The 14806-nt window shown below is 68.5% G+C and carries 16 protein-coding genes; 10 read left to right on the top strand and 6 right to left on the bottom strand.

The window, feature by feature from the left end; all coding sequences use genetic code 11:
• Positions 1-76: 76 nt before the first annotated feature.
• Positions 77-883: an anti-anti sigma factor/receiver protein PhyR gene (gene phyR, locus ACZ5M6_RS00805; protein WP_152948987.1), complete on the bottom strand. Its 807-nt coding sequence runs from the start codon at positions 881-883 to the stop codon at positions 77-79.
• Positions 884-1084: 201 nt separating this feature from the next.
• Here phyR and nepR point away from each other — a divergent pair, with 201 nt between their 5' ends.
• The 5 genes from nepR (at position 1085) to ACZ5M6_RS00830 (ending at position 5454) form a co-directional block, all read left to right on the top strand.
• Positions 1085-1288, top strand: coding sequence for an anti-sigma T factor NepR (nepR, locus tag ACZ5M6_RS00810; RefSeq protein ID WP_054764057.1), 204 nt, complete (start codon positions 1085-1087; stop codon positions 1286-1288).
• A complete protein-coding gene (locus ACZ5M6_RS00815; protein ID WP_054764058.1) occupies positions 1285-1896 on the top strand; it encodes a sigma-70 family RNA polymerase sigma factor in 612 nt (203 codons plus the stop codon). Before nepR ends, ACZ5M6_RS00815 begins: the two co-directional genes overlap by 4 nt.
• 6 nt (positions 1897-1902) lie before the next feature.
• Complete coding sequence (gene phyK / locus ACZ5M6_RS00820) at positions 1903-3675, top strand: sensor histidine kinase PhyK (protein ID WP_323133045.1); 1773 nt, start codon at positions 1903-1905, stop codon at positions 3673-3675.
• Positions 3676-3758: 83 nt separating this feature from the next.
• Positions 3759-3896, top strand: coding sequence for an entericidin A/B family lipoprotein (locus ACZ5M6_RS00825; protein ID WP_017505506.1), 138 nt, complete (start codon positions 3759-3761; stop codon positions 3894-3896).
• Positions 3897-3999: 103 nt separating this feature from the next.
• Positions 4000-5454: an NAD-dependent succinate-semialdehyde dehydrogenase gene (locus ACZ5M6_RS00830; protein WP_263596066.1), complete on the top strand. Its 1455-nt coding sequence runs from the start codon at positions 4000-4002 to the stop codon at positions 5452-5454.
• Between the two features lie 3 nt (positions 5455-5457).
• Here ACZ5M6_RS00830 and ACZ5M6_RS00835 read toward each other — a convergent pair whose 3' ends face one another.
• The gene (locus tag ACZ5M6_RS00835; RefSeq protein ID WP_152948989.1) at positions 5458-5934 is read right to left on the bottom strand and encodes an Lrp/AsnC family transcriptional regulator; all 477 of its coding nucleotides are present in this window, start codon (positions 5932-5934) and stop codon (positions 5458-5460) included.
• A gap of 144 nt (positions 5935-6078) precedes the next feature.
• Between ACZ5M6_RS00835 and ald the strand changes: the two genes are divergently transcribed.
• Positions 6079-7197, top strand: a complete 1119-nt coding sequence (gene ald / locus ACZ5M6_RS00840; RefSeq protein WP_183218366.1) for an alanine dehydrogenase — start codon at positions 6079-6081, stop codon at positions 7195-7197.
• Between the two features lies 1 nt (position 7198).
• Here the strand turns inward: ald and ACZ5M6_RS00845 are convergent, their stop codons facing one another.
• Entirely contained in the window at positions 7199-7978 is a 780-nt protein-coding gene (locus tag ACZ5M6_RS00845) for a hypothetical protein (protein WP_464159267.1), read from the bottom strand.
• Between the two features lie 110 nt (positions 7979-8088).
• Here ACZ5M6_RS00845 and obgE point away from each other — a divergent pair, with 110 nt between their 5' ends.
• Both obgE and ACZ5M6_RS00855 read left to right on the top strand, forming a co-directional pair.
• Complete coding sequence (obgE, locus tag ACZ5M6_RS00850) at positions 8089-9135, top strand: GTPase ObgE (RefSeq protein WP_054764064.1); 1047 nt, start codon at positions 8089-8091, stop codon at positions 9133-9135.
• A 146-nt stretch (positions 9136-9281) separates the two neighbouring features.
• Entirely contained in the window at positions 9282-10199 is a 918-nt protein-coding gene (locus ACZ5M6_RS00855) for a hypothetical protein (RefSeq protein WP_444572505.1), read from the top strand.
• Positions 10200-10226: 27 nt separating this feature from the next.
• Here the strand turns inward: ACZ5M6_RS00855 and ACZ5M6_RS00860 are convergent, their stop codons facing one another.
• Positions 10227-11387: a kynureninase/PvdN C-terminal domain-containing protein gene (locus ACZ5M6_RS00860; RefSeq protein ID WP_444572506.1), complete on the bottom strand. Its 1161-nt coding sequence runs from the start codon at positions 11385-11387 to the stop codon at positions 10227-10229.
• A gap of 37 nt (positions 11388-11424) precedes the next feature.
• The gene (locus tag ACZ5M6_RS00865) at positions 11425-13083 is read right to left on the bottom strand and encodes a GNAT family N-acetyltransferase (RefSeq protein ID WP_336968515.1); all 1659 of its coding nucleotides are present in this window, start codon (positions 13081-13083) and stop codon (positions 11425-11427) included.
• Between the two features lie 155 nt (positions 13084-13238).
• On the opposite strand from ACZ5M6_RS00865, the gene ACZ5M6_RS00870 reads away from it, so the two are divergent.
• A complete protein-coding gene (locus ACZ5M6_RS00870; RefSeq protein WP_464159270.1) occupies positions 13239-13793 on the top strand; it encodes a hypothetical protein in 555 nt (184 codons plus the stop codon).
• A 144-nt stretch (positions 13794-13937) separates the two neighbouring features.
• Here the strand turns inward: ACZ5M6_RS00870 and ACZ5M6_RS00875 are convergent, their stop codons facing one another.
• The gene (locus ACZ5M6_RS00875) at positions 13938-14180 is read right to left on the bottom strand and encodes a GlsB/YeaQ/YmgE family stress response membrane protein (RefSeq protein ID WP_007442559.1); all 243 of its coding nucleotides are present in this window, start codon (positions 14178-14180) and stop codon (positions 13938-13940) included.
• Positions 14181-14371: 191 nt separating this feature from the next.
• Between ACZ5M6_RS00875 and ACZ5M6_RS00880 the strand changes: the two genes are divergently transcribed.
• The gene (locus tag ACZ5M6_RS00880; RefSeq protein WP_152948997.1) at positions 14372-14752 is read left to right on the top strand and encodes a helix-turn-helix domain-containing protein; all 381 of its coding nucleotides are present in this window, start codon (positions 14372-14374) and stop codon (positions 14750-14752) included.
• Positions 14753-14806: the final 54 nt, after the last annotated feature.

Consider the following 14806-nt stretch of genomic DNA (forward strand, 5'->3'; position numbering starts at 1 on the left):
CCCGGCGCCGAGGCGGCCGGGGCTTCATCCGCGCCCCCCTTTTTTTTTTGGGGGGGGGGCGCAAGGGCGTCCGAGATTAAGCCGCTTCCTTGTGGCGCGACGGATGGAAGAACAGGGCTTGGCTGATCGCCGCCTTCACCGTCTCGGGCTGGAAGGGCTTGGTGATCAGGAAGGTCGGCTCAGGCCGTTCGCCGGTCAGAAGGCGTTCGGGGAAGGCGGTGATGAAGATCACCGGCACGTCGATGTCCTTCAGGATGTCCTTGACCGCATCAATGCCGGAAGAGCCGTCGGCCAGCTGGATGTCGGCAAGAACCAGGCCGGGCTTGTGGCGAGCCACCGCCTCGACGGCCTCGTCATGGGTGGTCGCAGCCCCGGTGACGCGGTGGCCCAGTTCCTTCACCAGGCTCTGAATGTCGGCGGAGATGATGGCCTCGTCCTCGATCACCAGGACGTCGGTGGCCAGTTCGGCGTCGATGTCCGACTGGGCGTCGGCGATCAGCCGCTCGACGTCGCGGGGATCGGCCGAAAGGATCTGGGCCGCTTCCGAAGGCGTGAAGCCTTCCAGGGCCGTCAGCAGAAAGGCCTGGCGCGAGCGCGGCGCGATCCGCATCAGGCGACGCGAAGCCTCGTCGCGGCCGTCGCCCAAGGCGCCGATCTGAGAGCCGCTTTCCAACTGGGCGCCGGTCGAGGACCAGATGGCGTGGAAGACGTGATAGAGGGCGACGCGCGGCGTCATGTCCGGCGAGAGCTGCTGCTCTCCCGCAGCCAGCGCTTCGAGTGCGACCCGCACATAGTTGTCGCCGGTCGATTGATCGCCGGTGAGGGCCCGCGCATAGCGGCGGACATAGGGCAGATGCGGCGCAAGTCTGGCCAGAAGGCTCATGCTGGATAGTCCCCGACAGAGGCTGCGCGCCCGAGGATGGACGACAGCGATACAGAGGCTGAAAACGCCAAAGCCCCGATGCGGTTCCGCAGCGCTTGCGCTCTGTCGATTTTTATTACCGCATCTGAGGAACCCGGAGCCAGAGGGACCGTTAATGGACCTGCATTTCTGCACTGCAGTTGGGTGGGCGGTGTTCTGTCTATGATTGACTCTTCCGATTCCTCGCGGCGCAAGGGCGCCGGCAACACGGGGGAGGCGGGGCTCGAAGAAGCTCGCCTTCGTCAACAGGCCATCGGCGTCAAGCTGCGGCACATGTTCGACGAGGTGGTCAACGAGCCCGTGCCTGACGAATTCCTGGATATTCTGAAGCGCGCCGACGCCAAGGCGTCGGACGGTGGCGCATGAGCACGTCCCGATTGGGCGCCGCGCCCAAACCCGCCTCTGCGGATGATGAGGGCTTCAAGCGGGAACTGGTCCTGCTGATTCCGCATCTGCGCGCCTTCGCCCGCACCTTGACGGGCGATGCGACGGCCGCTGACGATCTGGCCCAGGATGCGATGATGAAGGCCTGGGACGCGCGCGCCAGCTACCAGATGGGCACCAATATGAAGGCCTGGACCTTCATGATCCTGCGCAACCAGTTCTATTCCGAGAAACGCCGATCCTGGCGTCAGTCGCAGCTGGACCAGGAGGCCGCCGAGCGGACCCTGGTGGCGGTGGACGACCCCGAGGCGCCGGTGGCGCTGGACGAGCTGAGACAGGCCCTTAAGACCCTGCCGGAAGAGCAGCGCGAAGCCCTGATCCTGGTGGGCGCCGGGGGCTTCGCCTATGAAGAGGCGGCCGAGATCTGCGGCTGCGCCGTCGGCACGGTCAAGAGCCGCGTCAGCCGGGCGCGCCGCGCGCTTCTGACCACCTTGGAAAAGGGCGGATACAGCCGCGACGGCAAGGCCGCCGGGGACGCCATGCGCACCATTCTCGGCGAGGCCGACAGGCTGGCCGGCGCGCGGTCCTGAGCCTCGGTGAACCAGGCCGCCCAATCCGACGCCCCCGCTCCGAGGCCTCGCCTGGGACGACGCTGGAATTCGGCCCGCTTCCAAGGGATCCGCTTCCGGCTGGGCACGGCCATGGCGTTGGCCCTGCTGCCCATCCTGATCCTGATCATCATCCAGACCCAGGCGGACTTCCGCCGGCAGGCGGATGATCGCCGCACCGATCTGCAACTCGCCGCCGAACGCAGCGCCGGCAGCGCCAAGGCGCGGCTGGACAGCGCCCAGGTTCTGCTGCGCGCCCTCAGCCCCGACGCCCTGGGCCCCTATTGCGCGCCACGCCTGACCGCCCTGGTCGATCGGCTGGACGGTTATGAGGGCCTCTATCGCCTCAGCCCGACGGGCGAGGCCGTCTGTTCGTCCGGTCGGCCCGAGGGATTGCGGTCGGGCGTGACGCCGGCGGCGGGCTCGACCTGGTTTCAACGGCTTCGCCGCGGCGAGGATCTGGTGGTGGTTCGCGCCCCCGTCTACGCCGGCTATCCCGCCGCCCTGATCGTCGCCATCCGGGCCGAACGGCCGATGGGCCGGTTCGACGGCGCCATGGCGGCCGTCATCCCCCTGTCGGCGCTTCAGCCGGACACTCGCGATCCGGCCCTGCCCGACCAGTCCGAAGCGGCCCTGACGGACGCCGCAGGGCGGGTGCTGCTCGCCAGCGACCCCGCCGCCTTCCGCCTCTCGGACGGGGGGGACGTCACCGGCTGGGTGGAGCGCGCGCGAGACCAGGGCTCGGCCGTCTTCGCGGCGAAGGACAGCCAGGGCCAGCGCCGCGACTACGCCGGAGCGGTTCTGGCCGGGGGCGATCTCTACGCCCTGCTGTCGGCGCCGGCGCCGGGGCTGTTGTCCTGGGCGCGGCTCAATCCGATCGGCACCCTGCTTCTGCCCCTGGGCGCCTGGCTGACGGCCTTCGCCGCCGTCATGCTGCTGTCCGAGCGGATCTTCATCCGCTGGCTGGACTATCTGGAACGGATCGCCGCCCTCTATGCGCGCGGTCGCTTTTCGGTGCGGCCGCTCCAGGCCATGAACGCCCCGTCGGAAATCCGCGTCATGGCCCGGACCCTGGACGAAATGGCCGAGGCCATCACCCAGCGCGACCGGGAGCTGAACGCCTCCCTGGCCGAGAAGGACGCGCTGATGCGCGAAATCCACCACAGGGTGAAGAACAATCTGCAGATCATCTCCTCGCTTCTGTCGATGCAGCAGCGGGCCCTGACCGACGCCCCGGCCAAGGCGGCGCTGGGCGACACGCGCCAGCGCATCTCGGCCCTGGCCCTGATCTATCGCACCCTGTACCAGAGCGAGGACATCCGCCACGCCGACGCCCGCGACTTCCTGAACGAACTGGTGGGCCAGCTGATCGCCGGCGAGGCGGTGCGCGGCCATGTGGTCGTGAGTTCGGTCGACGCCGATTCCCTCTATGTCGATCCCGACAAGCTGGCGCCCCTGGCCCTGTGGCTGGTCGAGGCCGTCAACAATGCGCAGAAGCACGCCTTCGCCGGTCGCGGCGGCGCGCTGAAGGTCCGCTTCCGGGTCTATGGCGAGACGTCCATTCTGGAAGTCGAGGACGACGGTCCGGGCGGCTCGGCCGCCGCCGAGGCGGGCGTGGGTCAGACCCTGATGGGCGCCTTCGCCAAACAGCTGCGGGGCGAGACCGAGTTCGTGGAGGCGCCGGGCGGCGGCTCCATCGCCCGCATGACCTTCGCCACGCCCGAAGCCCTGTCGCCCGCCGACCCGGCCGACAAGGCCTGAAGCCGGAGGGAACCGCCGCCGTGGCGTCGCGTTCCTAGGGCAAGACCGACAGAACCCCATGTCGGCTGAACCGGAGCCTTCTCATGCGTAAGATCTTTGTCCTGGTCGCCGCCGCCGCCGCCCTGACCACCGCCGCCTGCAACACCGTCGAAGGCGTGGGCCGCGACACCCAGGCCGCCGGCCAGGCCGTGACCGGCGCCGCCCAAGACGCCAAGAACTAAGCCGCCGCCGCCTCGCCTTCCCGACAGGCGAGCCGCATCGGACTTGCAAGGCCCCGCTTCGTCGGGGCCTTGTTCGTTTCGGGACAGCCTCAGGAGATTGATCGTGAACCAGACCGCCAAGAACGCCGGCCTCGCCCTGATGCGCCAGCACGCCCTGATCGCCGGCGAGCCGATCCCGGCGAACGGGTCAGGCATTGCGGTGGACGACCCCGCGACCGGCGAGGTGATCGGCCATGTCCCCGAGCTGGGCGCCGCAGAGACGGACGCCGCGATCCAGGCTGCCGCCGAGGCCTTTCCCGACTGGTCGCGCGGCGATCCGCACAGGCGTGCGGCCTTTCTGCGCCAGTGGGCCGCCTTGATTGATCAGAACCTCGAAGGCCTGGGCGCCCTGATGGCCCTGGAGAACGGCAAGCCCTTCGAGGAGGCCAAGGGGGAGGTGACCTACGCCAACGGCTTCATCAAATGGTTCGCCGGCGAGGCCGAGCGGCTGATCGGCGAGACCCAGGACAGCCCGCTGGGCCATCTGCTGCTGACCTATCGCGAGGCGGTGGGGCCCTGCGCCCTGATCACCCCGTGGAACTTCCCGGCGGCCATGCTGACGCGCAAACTGGGACCGGCTTTCGCAGCGGGGTGCACCGCCGTGGTCAAGCCGGCCAGCCAGACCCCGTTCACGGCCATCGCCCTGGCCGAGCTCGCCTATCAGGCCGGCCTGCCGGTCGGCGCCCTGTCGATCGTGACGGGCGAGGCCTCCGTGATCGGCAAGGTGCTGACGGACAGCCCCCTGATCCGCAAACTGTCCTTCACCGGCTCGACCGGCGTGGGCCGCAAGCTGGCCGAACAGTGCGCCCCGACCTTGAAACGGGTGTCGATGGAACTGGGCGGGGCCGCCCCCCTGATCGTCTTCGCCGACGCCGATCTGGACCTGGCCGTCGCCGAGACCATCAAGGGCAAGTTCAGGAACTCGGGCCAGACCTGCGTCTGCCCCAACCGGGTCTATGTCGAGCGGTCCGTCGCCGAGGCCTATGCCGAGAAGCTGGCGGCCGAGGTGGCGAAGATCAAGGTGGGCGCAGCCTTCGAAGAGGGGGTCAAGGTCGGTCCCCTGATCGAGGACAAGGCGATCGAGAAGGTCGAGAAACATGTGACGGCGGTGAGGGCCGACGGCGGGCGGGTTCTGACAGGCGGATCGCGCCATGCGCTGGGCGGCCGCTTCTTCGAGCCGACCGTGACCCTGGGCGGCGACGACGCCCTGTTCCGCGAGGAAGAGACGTTCGGTCCGATGATCCCGGTCTTCGCCTTCGACACCGAGACCGAGGCGCTGGACAAGGCCAACGCCAGCGAATTCGGCCTGGCCTCCTATCTGTTCACCCGCGACCTGGATCGGGCCATGCGGTTCAGCCGCCGCATCGAGGCGGGCATGTGCGGGGTCAACACCGGCCTGATCTCCACCGCCGTCGCCCCGTTCGGCGGGGTCAAACAGTCCGGCTACGGCCGCGAGGGCTCGATCCACGGCATAGACGAATATGTGGATGTGAAGACCGTGACCCTGGCGTTGAGATGAGGCTCAGACCGGCAGGACCCCGCGCTTGACCACCGATCGCATGGCCACGCTGGACGAGACCCGGTGGACGCCGGGCAGGCGCGTCAGGGTCTTGGCGTGGACCCGTTCCAAATCATCGACGTCGCGCACCACCAGACGCAGCAGATAGTCGGCGCCCCCGGTCATCAGATAGCATTCCATCACCTCGGGCGCGGCGGCGACCGCCTGTTCGAAGGCGCTGAGCGCCGCCTCCGACTGGGACGACAGGGTGACGGTGACGAAGACGCTGATGGGCAGGCCCACGGCGCGTTCGCTGATCACGGCCGCATAATGATCGACCACCCCGGCCGCTTCGAGCGCCCGCAGCCGGCGCAGGCAGGCGCTTTCCGACAGGGCCACCTGACGGGCCAGGTCGGCGTTGGTCATGCGGCCGTCCTGCTGAAGCAGACGAAGCATCTTCCTGTCGGTTCCGTCCAGTTCGACGGCGGAAACGGTCTTCATGGGCCAACCTCTTCGCAGAAAATTCGCATGTACGGCGATCAGGTCCTGAAATGAACAGGATTCTGCGTTCGGCTCGGCGCTATATGTGCCGTCTGCGATCCGCCCAGGAGAGGCGGAGGTTTGAACCATTCACGGAGAGGCCCCATGCGAGTCGGCGTTCCCAGCGAGATCAAGAAGAACGAACACCGGGTCGGCCTGACGCCGACGGCGGTGCGCGAATATGTGGCCCACGGCCATTCGGTGTCGGTCCAGACCGGCGCCGGCCTGGGCGCCGGCTTCACCGATGCGGATTACGAGAAGGCCGGCGCGACCCTGGTCCCCGATGCGGCGACCGTCTTTGCGAACAACGACATGATCGTGAAGGTCAAGGAGCCGCAGAAGGTCGAGTGGGAGATGCTGCGCGAGGACCAGATCCTCTACACCTATCTGCACCTGGCGCCGGACCCGGAGCAGACCAAGGGCCTCCTGGCCTCAAAATGCGCCGCCGTGGCCTATGAGACCGTGACCGATGCGCGCGGCGGCCTGCCGCTGCTGGCGCCGATGTCGGAAGTCGCCGGTCGGATCGCCGTCTTCTCGGCGGCCGAGACCCTGTTGAAGCACAACGGCGGCATGGGTCTGCTGTTCTGCGGCGTGCCGGGCGTGGCCCCGGCCCGGGTGCTGGTGCTGGGCGGCGGGGTCGTCGGCCTGAATGCGGCCCGCATGGCCATGGGCCTGGGCGCCGAGGTGGTGGTGCTGGAGCGGTCGATCCCGCGCATGGCCTATATCGACGAAGTGACCAACGGCCGGGTCATCACCCGCTATTCCTCGATCGGCGCGATCGAAGAGGAAATCGTCAAGGCCGATGTGGTGATCGGCGCCGTCCTGGTGCCCGGCGCCTCGGCGCCGAAACTGGTCAAGCGCGAACATCTGGCCAAGATGAAGCCCGGCTCCGTGCTGGTCGACGTGGCCATCGACCAGGGCGGCTGTTTCGAGACCTCGCACGCGACGACCCACGAAGACCCGACCTATGTCATCGACGGCGTGGTCCACTATTGCGTCGCCAACATGCCGGGCGCCGCGCCCCGCACCAGTTCCGAAGCCCTGAACAACGCCACCCTGCCCTTCGGCCTGGCCCTGGCGGATCACGGTCTGGAGGCGCTTAAGAAGGACCCGCACCTGGCACGCGGCCTGAACGTGCTGAAGGGCGAGATCACCTATCCGGCCGTGGCCCAGGCGCTGGGCATGGACTGGAGCGATCCGTTCGGCGTCTGGGCCAAGGGTTGATCTAGACGCTCAGCGAGACGCCGGCCGTCCCCAGGTCGCGGCCGGCGGACTCGACCGCGCGCAGCGCCTCGGCGGCGGCCTGATCGGCCTCGTCCGCCTGTCGAGTCTGAGCAGGGTTTGAGCTCGCCTGCTGCTGAGCGCGCTTGGCCAGGGCCTTGATCTGGTTGGCGAGGTCGCGGACCTCCCTCAGAAAGTCGCGGTCCTCCTGTTGGGCTGCGCCGCGACGCGCCTGGTCCGCGATCCGCGCCTGGGCCTCCTCGGCCATGCGGCGATAGGGATTGGCGTCCGCCTTGGCGCTCTCGCCCGACTTTTCGTTTTCCGCCCCGGTCTCGTCAGAGCCCCGTTCGTTCTGACCCTCGGTCACCGGCGTCGTTTCAGTCGCCGTCTCGGTCGAAGGCGCGTCCTCACTCACGGCGACCTCGGCGCTCGCGTCGGAATCCGCCGGGTTTGACGCCGCCTCGCCTTGGACGGGCGCCGCCCCCACGCCGCCGCCCGCGTCGCCGCCGTACATCTTCACAGCGGCCTTCAGCTCTCGCGCCAGCTGGGCCAGCAGTTTGGGATCGGCCGAACCGCTCATTTGCAGCATGCGGATGCGGGCCTTGAGCTGTTCGACCTTCTGTTTGGCGGCGGCCTTGCGCTGCGCCTTGGCGTCATCGGCGGCGGCGCTCGCGCTCTTTTTCAGGGTCTCCACGGCGGAACGGGCGGCGTGCAGCTTGGCTTCGGCGCGCTCCTGCACCTGTTTTTCCCGCTGCGCCCGACTTTCCGCCAGGACAGTCGTCATGGAGGTTGCGACCGAGACATTCATTGGAGGGAGTCTGGCGCGACAGGCTTAACACCCTCTGAATGACGGGGCGCCTCGCCCTCGCCGCCGTCTTTTGGCATAAGCCCGCGATGAAGTTCCTCGACCAGGCCAAGATCTATATCCGCTCCGGCAACGGCGGCGCGGGCTCCGTGTCGTTTCGACGCGAGAAATTCATTCCCAACGGCGGCCCCGACGGCGGCGACGGCGGCAAGGGCGGCGACGTCTGGATCGAGGCGGTCGAGGGGCTGAACACCCTGATCGACTATCGCTACCAGCAGCATTTCAAGGCCCAGACCGGCCACCACGGCCAGGGCCGCCAGATGCACGGCGGCAAGGGCGAGGACGTGGTCCTGAAGGTGCCGGTCGGCACCCAGGTGCTGGACGAGGACAAGGAGACGGTGCTGCTGGACATGGATACGCCCGGCAAGGTCGAGCTGCTGCTGAAGGGGGGCAATGGCGGCTGGGGCAATGTCCGCTTCAAGGGACCGACCAACCAGGCGCCCGCCTACGCCAACCCCGGCCAGGAGGGCCAGGAGCGTTGGGTCTGGCTGAGGCTGAAACTGATCGCCGACATCGGCCTGGCGGGCCTGCCCAACGCGGGCAAGTCCACCTTCCTGTCGGCGGCCAGCGCGGCCAAGCCCAAGATCGCCGACTATCCCTTCACCACCCTGGCGCCCAATCTGGGCATGGTGGACCTGTCGCCGACCGAACGGTTCGTCATCGCCGACATCCCCGGCCTGATCGAGGGCGCCAGCGAAGGCGCGGGCCTGGGCACCCGCTTCTTGGGCCATGTCGAACGCTCGGCCAGCCTGATCCATCTGATCGACGGCACACAGGAGGACGTGGTCCACGCCTATCACATCATCCGGGGCGAACTTGAAGCCTATGGCGAAGGGCTGGCGGACAAGGCCGAGATCCTGGCCTTGAACAAGATCGACGCCCTGACGCCCGAAGAGCGCGAGGAAAAGGCGGCGGCCTTGGAGGCGGTCGCGGGCCGTCGGCCCATGCTGGTGTCGGGCGTGTCCGGCGAGGGCGTGCCCGCCCTACTGCGCGCCGCCTGGGCCGAGGTGAAGAAGACCCGGGGCGCCCTGGCCGGGGACAGCGAGGCGGATCAGGTCTCGGGCTGGCAGCCCTGATTGACGGCGGCCGCGCGCCCGACAGATGTGGCGCGCGCACGTCACCCTGAGATTTCGGCGATCTGGGTCTGCGTGAATGAAGCGGACAACGGTTTTCAATGCTATGCGTTAACCGTGCCAACGGTGAAGCTGGAGCACCCCGCCTGATGCGTCGTTTCTTGATATGGTCGGTTCTGGCCGCCGTGGTCGGTCTGGTTTTGGCCGGGACGGGCTATTGGGCCTATTGGAACTTCTATTCGCGCTTCCAGCCCGTCACCATCACGCGCAATCAGGCCCAGATTCAGCAGCTGCTGGACGAGGCTTCCTGGGTCTCTGGCGGCGGCGGGGGCGAACCCCTCTATGTCATCGGCTATCGCGACAGCGCCTCGACCCAGCGTTACGTCCGCGAAGAGATCGACAAGCTGAAGGCGGCCGGGGTGGAGCCCCGCATCATCCTGTTCGCCCGGGCCGACCGGGAAGGCGCAGCCCAGTCCACGGCGGCCGAACGGGCCACCGTCGCCGAACTGTGGCTGACCCGCGACTGGTCGCTGTACCAGCGCTGGATCCAGACACCCGCGCGAGAATGGACGGCGGCCGGCATTCCGGCGGCCGACGGCAATCTGGCCCGCGCCGCCGTGGTCGAGGCCAGTCGTCAGTTCGACGCCCGCCTGACCGAACTGCTGAAGGACGCAGGCGTGCAGATCACCTATCCGCTGGTGCTGTGGCGGGATCGGGACGGATTCCTGAAGGCCTGCGGCTGCGCCGACAACCGCGCCTGGCCGTTCATCCGCGACGACCTGAACGCGCCGGATCGGGTCGGGACGGCCACGCCCGATGCGGACGCCGCCTCGGCGCCTTACGGCGGTGAAACGCCCGCTCCGGGCTCCGATCCCTCCGCCCTGCCCTATCCGAACCTGCCGGCCGTTCCGCCGGCCGCCACCCCGCCCGGAGCCGCTCCACAGGCTCCAGGCGCGCCGACGCCGGGCGCCCAGGGTTCGGCCCCCAATGGGCAGGCCACAAACCGAACGCCGACGCCCCGCGCCGCGCCGACGCCCAAGACCCAGGACGACAGCACCTTTTTCTGATCGGGCTCCCGCCCCTTCACGCCGCCTTCACACCGCCCGGCAGGCCGCGATCAGCCGATCCACGTCCGCGGCGTCCTGATAAAGGCCGAAGCCGAAGCGGATCACGTCGTCGCGGACGTCCGTCACCACCCCCGCCGCCAGCAGGGTCGCGCGCCACGCCTGGGCGTTGGGATGACGCAGGGCCAGGAACCGGGCGCGCGTCCCGTCGCCGACGACGGGGTTCAAAATCTCGGCCTCGCCGAAAACACCCGCCTCGCCCGCACCGACCGCCGCCTGGAACTGCAATGCCAGCGCCCGGCCGTGTTCGGCGACATCCTCCGTCGTCAGCCCCGCCTGGCTCAGCATCCCGCGGGCGGCGTTGAACCGGTACAGGGCCGAACTGTCGAAGGTGGCCCCCCAGAAACGGCCGCCGTCCGAGCGATACTGAACCCCGCCGGGCGGCCCCGACAGATCCCCGAACTCGGCGAACCAGCCGGTGATGACGGGCCTGGCGCCGAAACCGTCCGGCGCATGCAGGAAACAGGCGCCCTCGCCCGCCATGGCGTACTTATAGCCGCCGGCGACATAGAAGACCCGGCCTGCGACGCCCGACAGGTCGGTCGGCGTGGCCATGAAGCCGTGATAGCCGTCGATCAGCACCCAGGGCCCCTCTGGCCGGGCCAGCGCCGCCAGAGCCTCGATCCGGTCGAACAGCCCCCCGGTGCGGAAGAAGACATGGCTGACGACGATCCAGTCGTAGCCGCCGCCCTGGGCCGCCGCGACGAACCGCTCTGCAAAGGTCTCGAACGGGGCCAGGGCCACGCGGGTGACGACGGCCTGGCCCGCCTCCTCCCACCGGTCGGCCTGGCGACGGAACGAGTGGAACTCTCCGTCCGTCGACAGAATCCGCACGGGCCGGCGCTCGATCGCCGAAAAGACCCGCAGCAGCAGATCGTGCGTGTTGGGGGCGAAGACCAGGCTGTTCGGGTCGGGAAGCCCCAGTTCGGCCGCGACCTCCGCCTGGGCCCGGGGAATGACCTCGCCGAAGATCAGATCCCATTTGCGATCGGCGTGCAGATTGGCGTCGAGCCAGGCCTGCTGCTGCGCCTCGAATGAGGCGTCAGGCCACAGATGGTGGCTGTGGGCGGCGAAATGCAGGCGCTCAGGCGCCAGGGACAGGGCGCGTGAAAAGAGGGCTTTGAACGACATGGGCGCACCATGACGGCTTCGACCCCGAACGTCGAGATCAGCGCGCCCGCCGGAGCCCCAACATCCCCAGCCAGCCGCCGCTGGTCAGCAGGGCCACGTCCAGCAGGGCCAGGGGCAGGGGCGTGGGGACTGGCGCGGCGATGAAACGGGCCTTCCATTCGGGGCCGAACTTGCCCTTGTAGCTGCGCAGACCCTGGAAGCCGTAAAGGGCGCCGCCCTCTTCGAACACCAGGGCGCCCACCCGCGCGAAGACAGGGGCGATGCGGCGATCCTCCAGCCCCGCCAGGGGCGCCATGCCCAGGTCGAACTCGGCGATCCCCTCGGCCTTGGCCCATTGGACGCAGCGGGTGAACAGATAGTCCATGACCCCGTGCGGGGCGTCGGGCGTATAGCGCATCAGATCCACCGCCGCCTCGCCCGGCGTGACCAGAAGATTGGCGAAGGCCACGATCCGGTCGCCCTCGCGCATCACCGCCAGCGGCGTCAGGTCCAGATAGTCGATGTCGAACCGGCCCAGAGAGAAGGCCTTTTCGGCCCCGTTGTGCATGGCCAGCCAGGCGTCCGAAATGGCGCGCAGTTCGGCCTCCAGAGGCCGGGCTGACCCGGGCGGCAGGACTTCGAACCGCGCCCCTTCTCGCTCGGCCCGGTTCAAGGCCGTGCGGAGGTTCTGCTTGCCCTTGCCCTCGGTGGTGAAGGTTTCCGTGCGGATCACCGCCGTCTCCCCGACCTTGCGAAGGGCCAGGCCCATGGTCGCCAGTTCGCCCAATATGTCGTCGCCGACGGAATAGAAGACCGCCGAACCGCCGTAGCTGTCCGCCATTTCGGCGAAGGCCCAGAGCAGCTCCTGCCGCTCCGCCATCAGGCCGGCGGGTTCGCCCATGGCGATCCAGCGCCGCCCGCGCACGCGATAGGCCAGGAAGCTGCGGCCCGACGGGCTGAACAGCAGGGCCTTGTCGCCCAGCATGGCCAGCCAGGCTTCCGGGGCGGCGGCGTCGGCCGTCTCCAGCGCCTGACGCGCGCGTTCGATCTCCTCGCGCGACGCCGGGCCGTGGCTGTCGGCGCCGGGCGAACTGAGCAGAGACCGGCCTGCGACCAACAGGGTCAGCAGGGACAGGATCAGCCCGGCCCGCAGGAAGCCGGAAGCCTGGCGATCGACCAGGAAACGCCACCACAGTTCGTCCGAATAGGCCACGTCCCGATAGGCGAAAAACCCCAGCCACAGCATGGAGATCACCACGGCGATCAACAGCAGCAGCCAGCCCGGCCGCAGAGGCTCGCTGAGACGCGAACGCCGGTTGAAGGCCGAACGGCACGGCGCCAGCAGGACAGCCACGAGGATCAGATCGATCGATTCCCGCCAGTCCAGCCCCTTCAACAGAGAAAAGACCGCCCCCGCCGCCAGGGCCGCCATCGCCGCCCAATAGGCGCCGCGCCTGCGCCGCCACAGGCCCGCCGACAGCAACAGCAGGATAAAGCCGGCGATGCTGGCCATGAAATGCGACAGGTCGATCAGTATGGGCGAGACGACGCCCGTCAGGAGCCGTAACCGCTCGTCGAACTCGGGCGTCACCGCCGAGATCAGCATCAGCGCCCCCGCGCCGAAGGCGAGGACGGCGAAAACCTGGGGCGTCAGCTCATAGGCCAGCCCGAGCAGCCGCCGCACGAGCCGAGGCCCATAGATGTTCTTCTGGCTCACAGAGCCCCCCGATTCGCCTTTTCCGCCCCATCATAGACCAAGACTCGTCCAACCGGGGCGGGTCCAAGGTCATTTAGAGGCGCGTGAAACAATCCGTAACACGGCGGGTTTGGTCGATGCGGGCGCCGGGCCCGCTTGTACGAGGGTATAGTCCCATGAACATCAAGACCGCTTTTCTGACTAGCGCCGCCGCCGCCTTTCTGATCGCCGCGCCGGCCCTGGCCCAAGACGCCGCCTCGACCCCGCCGGCCTCTCCAGACGCCGCGGCCGCAGCTTCGAGCCAACAGAGCCTGCAACTGACGCCGGGCGTCTCGGTGCAAGGCCCTGACGGCGAGCTGGGCAAGCTGGAAGGCGTTCAGACCAACGCCTCGGGCGCTCAGGAGCTGACTGTCCGCGGCGCGGACGGCCAGGTTCGCGCCGTGCCGCTGAACGGCATTCGCCAGGAAGGCGAAGCCGTTAAGGTGGATTACACCAAGGCTGAGTTCGACGCCGCAGCCGCCATCGCGGGCGAGGCTTCCGCCACCCCCGACGCGACGACGCCGCCCGCTGACGACGCCATGACGTCCCCGACCGCGCCCGAGCCGACGACTGCGCCCGACGCGGCGGAACCGACGCCGCCGACCCTGCCCGCCGAGCCGGCGCCGACTGAACCGACGGACCCCGCGACCTCGAGCGATCCGACGACCCCGCCGGCCAGCCCCCAGGGCTGATCGCGGCAAGCCTCTGAAGGCTTGATCCTGGAAGGCGGTCGGCTCAGCCGGCCGCCTTTCCTGTGTCGGTGATCCGAGCCGGACAAAAAGAAGGGGCGGTTCCTGCGAACCGCCCCTTCGTCTTATATTGCCTTAAGTCGGGTGTCAGGCGCGACGCTTGACCAGGCCCAACAGGAACAGAAGGATCACGGCGCCGATGGTGGCGACGATGGTCGAACCGATCCAGCCGCCCCAGCTGATGCCCAGGGCGCCGGCGATGAAGCCGCCGATCAGGGCGCCGATGACGCCGACGATCAGATTGGTGATCAGGCCGTGGTTACGACCCATGATCTGTTCCGCGAGCCAGCCCGCGACGATGCCGATGATGATCCAGGCGATAATGCCCATGAGTTTGGTCCCTTCCTTCAAAAGCCAAGCTGCCGACTAAATGCGTCCGCCCGGATCGGGTTGCGCGCCGGCGTTTCGATTCCTGGCGAGGTTCGCCGGCGCCTCGCGGCCCCCGTCGCGGCATGGGGATTGCGTGATTTGGAGCGAGCCGTACCAGTTCGGGACGGGTTGCACATGAGGACCTGGGGGCCATGGCCACCGACATCGATCTCCACCTGGGCCGCCGTCTGCGGCGTCGCCGTCGCCTGCTGGGGCTGACGCAACAGCAGTTGGCCGTGCAGGTGGGCATCCGCTTCCAGCAGATTCAGAAATACGAATGCGGCGCCAACCGCATCTCGGCCGCCCGCCTGTGGCAGCTGGCCCAGGCGCTGGAGACGCCCGTCAGCTATTTCTACGACGGCGTCGCCGAAGCCCTGGAGACCAAGGGCGGCCTGCCCACGGCCCAGGAGGTCTTCTCGCGCAAGGAGACCCTGGATCTGATCCAGGCCTATTATCAGCTGGAAGAGCGGCCGCGCCGCCGCCTCCTGGACCTGGCCAAGTCGCTGCACGACTCAAAGGACGTCGCCGCCTGATCTGACGCCTCAGCCGGGCCCCTTTCGGTTCCGTCCCGACCGATCATGCTCTAA

The organism is Brevundimonas sp. Br13 (assembly GCF_055391505.1).

What these genes read in the sequence shown, in the direction of transcription:
- nepR (WP_054764057.1), top strand. Translation starts at nt 1,085, where the DNA reads ATGATTGACTCTTCCGATTCCTCGCGGCGCAAGGGCGCCGGCAACACG.
- ACZ5M6_RS00845 (WP_464159267.1), bottom strand. Translation starts at nt 7,978, where the DNA reads ATGACGACTGTCCTGGCGGAAAGTCGGGCGCAGCGGGAAAAACAGGTG.
- ald (WP_183218366.1), top strand. Translation starts at nt 6,079, where the DNA reads ATGCGAGTCGGCGTTCCCAGCGAGATCAAGAAGAACGAACACCGGGTC.
- ACZ5M6_RS00875 (WP_007442559.1), bottom strand. Translation starts at nt 14,180, where the DNA reads ATGGGCATTATCGCCTGGATCATCATCGGCATCGTCGCGGGCTGGCTC.
- ACZ5M6_RS00835 (WP_152948989.1), bottom strand. Translation starts at nt 5,934, where the DNA reads ATGAAGACCGTTTCCGCCGTCGAACTGGACGGAACCGACAGGAAGATG.
- ACZ5M6_RS00870 (WP_464159270.1), top strand. Translation starts at nt 13,239, where the DNA reads ATGAACATCAAGACCGCTTTTCTGACTAGCGCCGCCGCCGCCTTTCTG.
- ACZ5M6_RS00825 (WP_017505506.1), top strand. Translation starts at nt 3,759, where the DNA reads ATGCGTAAGATCTTTGTCCTGGTCGCCGCCGCCGCCGCCCTGACCACC.
- ACZ5M6_RS00855 (WP_444572505.1), top strand. Translation starts at nt 9,282, where the DNA reads ATGCGTCGTTTCTTGATATGGTCGGTTCTGGCCGCCGTGGTCGGTCTG.
- obgE (WP_054764064.1), top strand. Translation starts at nt 8,089, where the DNA reads ATGAAGTTCCTCGACCAGGCCAAGATCTATATCCGCTCCGGCAACGGC.
- ACZ5M6_RS00860 (WP_444572506.1), bottom strand. Translation starts at nt 11,387, where the DNA reads ATGTCGTTCAAAGCCCTCTTTTCACGCGCCCTGTCCCTGGCGCCTGAG.
- phyR (WP_152948987.1), bottom strand. Translation starts at nt 883, where the DNA reads ATGAGCCTTCTGGCCAGACTTGCGCCGCATCTGCCCTATGTCCGCCGC.
- ACZ5M6_RS00815 (WP_054764058.1), top strand. Translation starts at nt 1,285, where the DNA reads ATGAGCACGTCCCGATTGGGCGCCGCGCCCAAACCCGCCTCTGCGGAT.
- ACZ5M6_RS00880 (WP_152948997.1), top strand. Translation starts at nt 14,372, where the DNA reads ATGGCCACCGACATCGATCTCCACCTGGGCCGCCGTCTGCGGCGTCGC.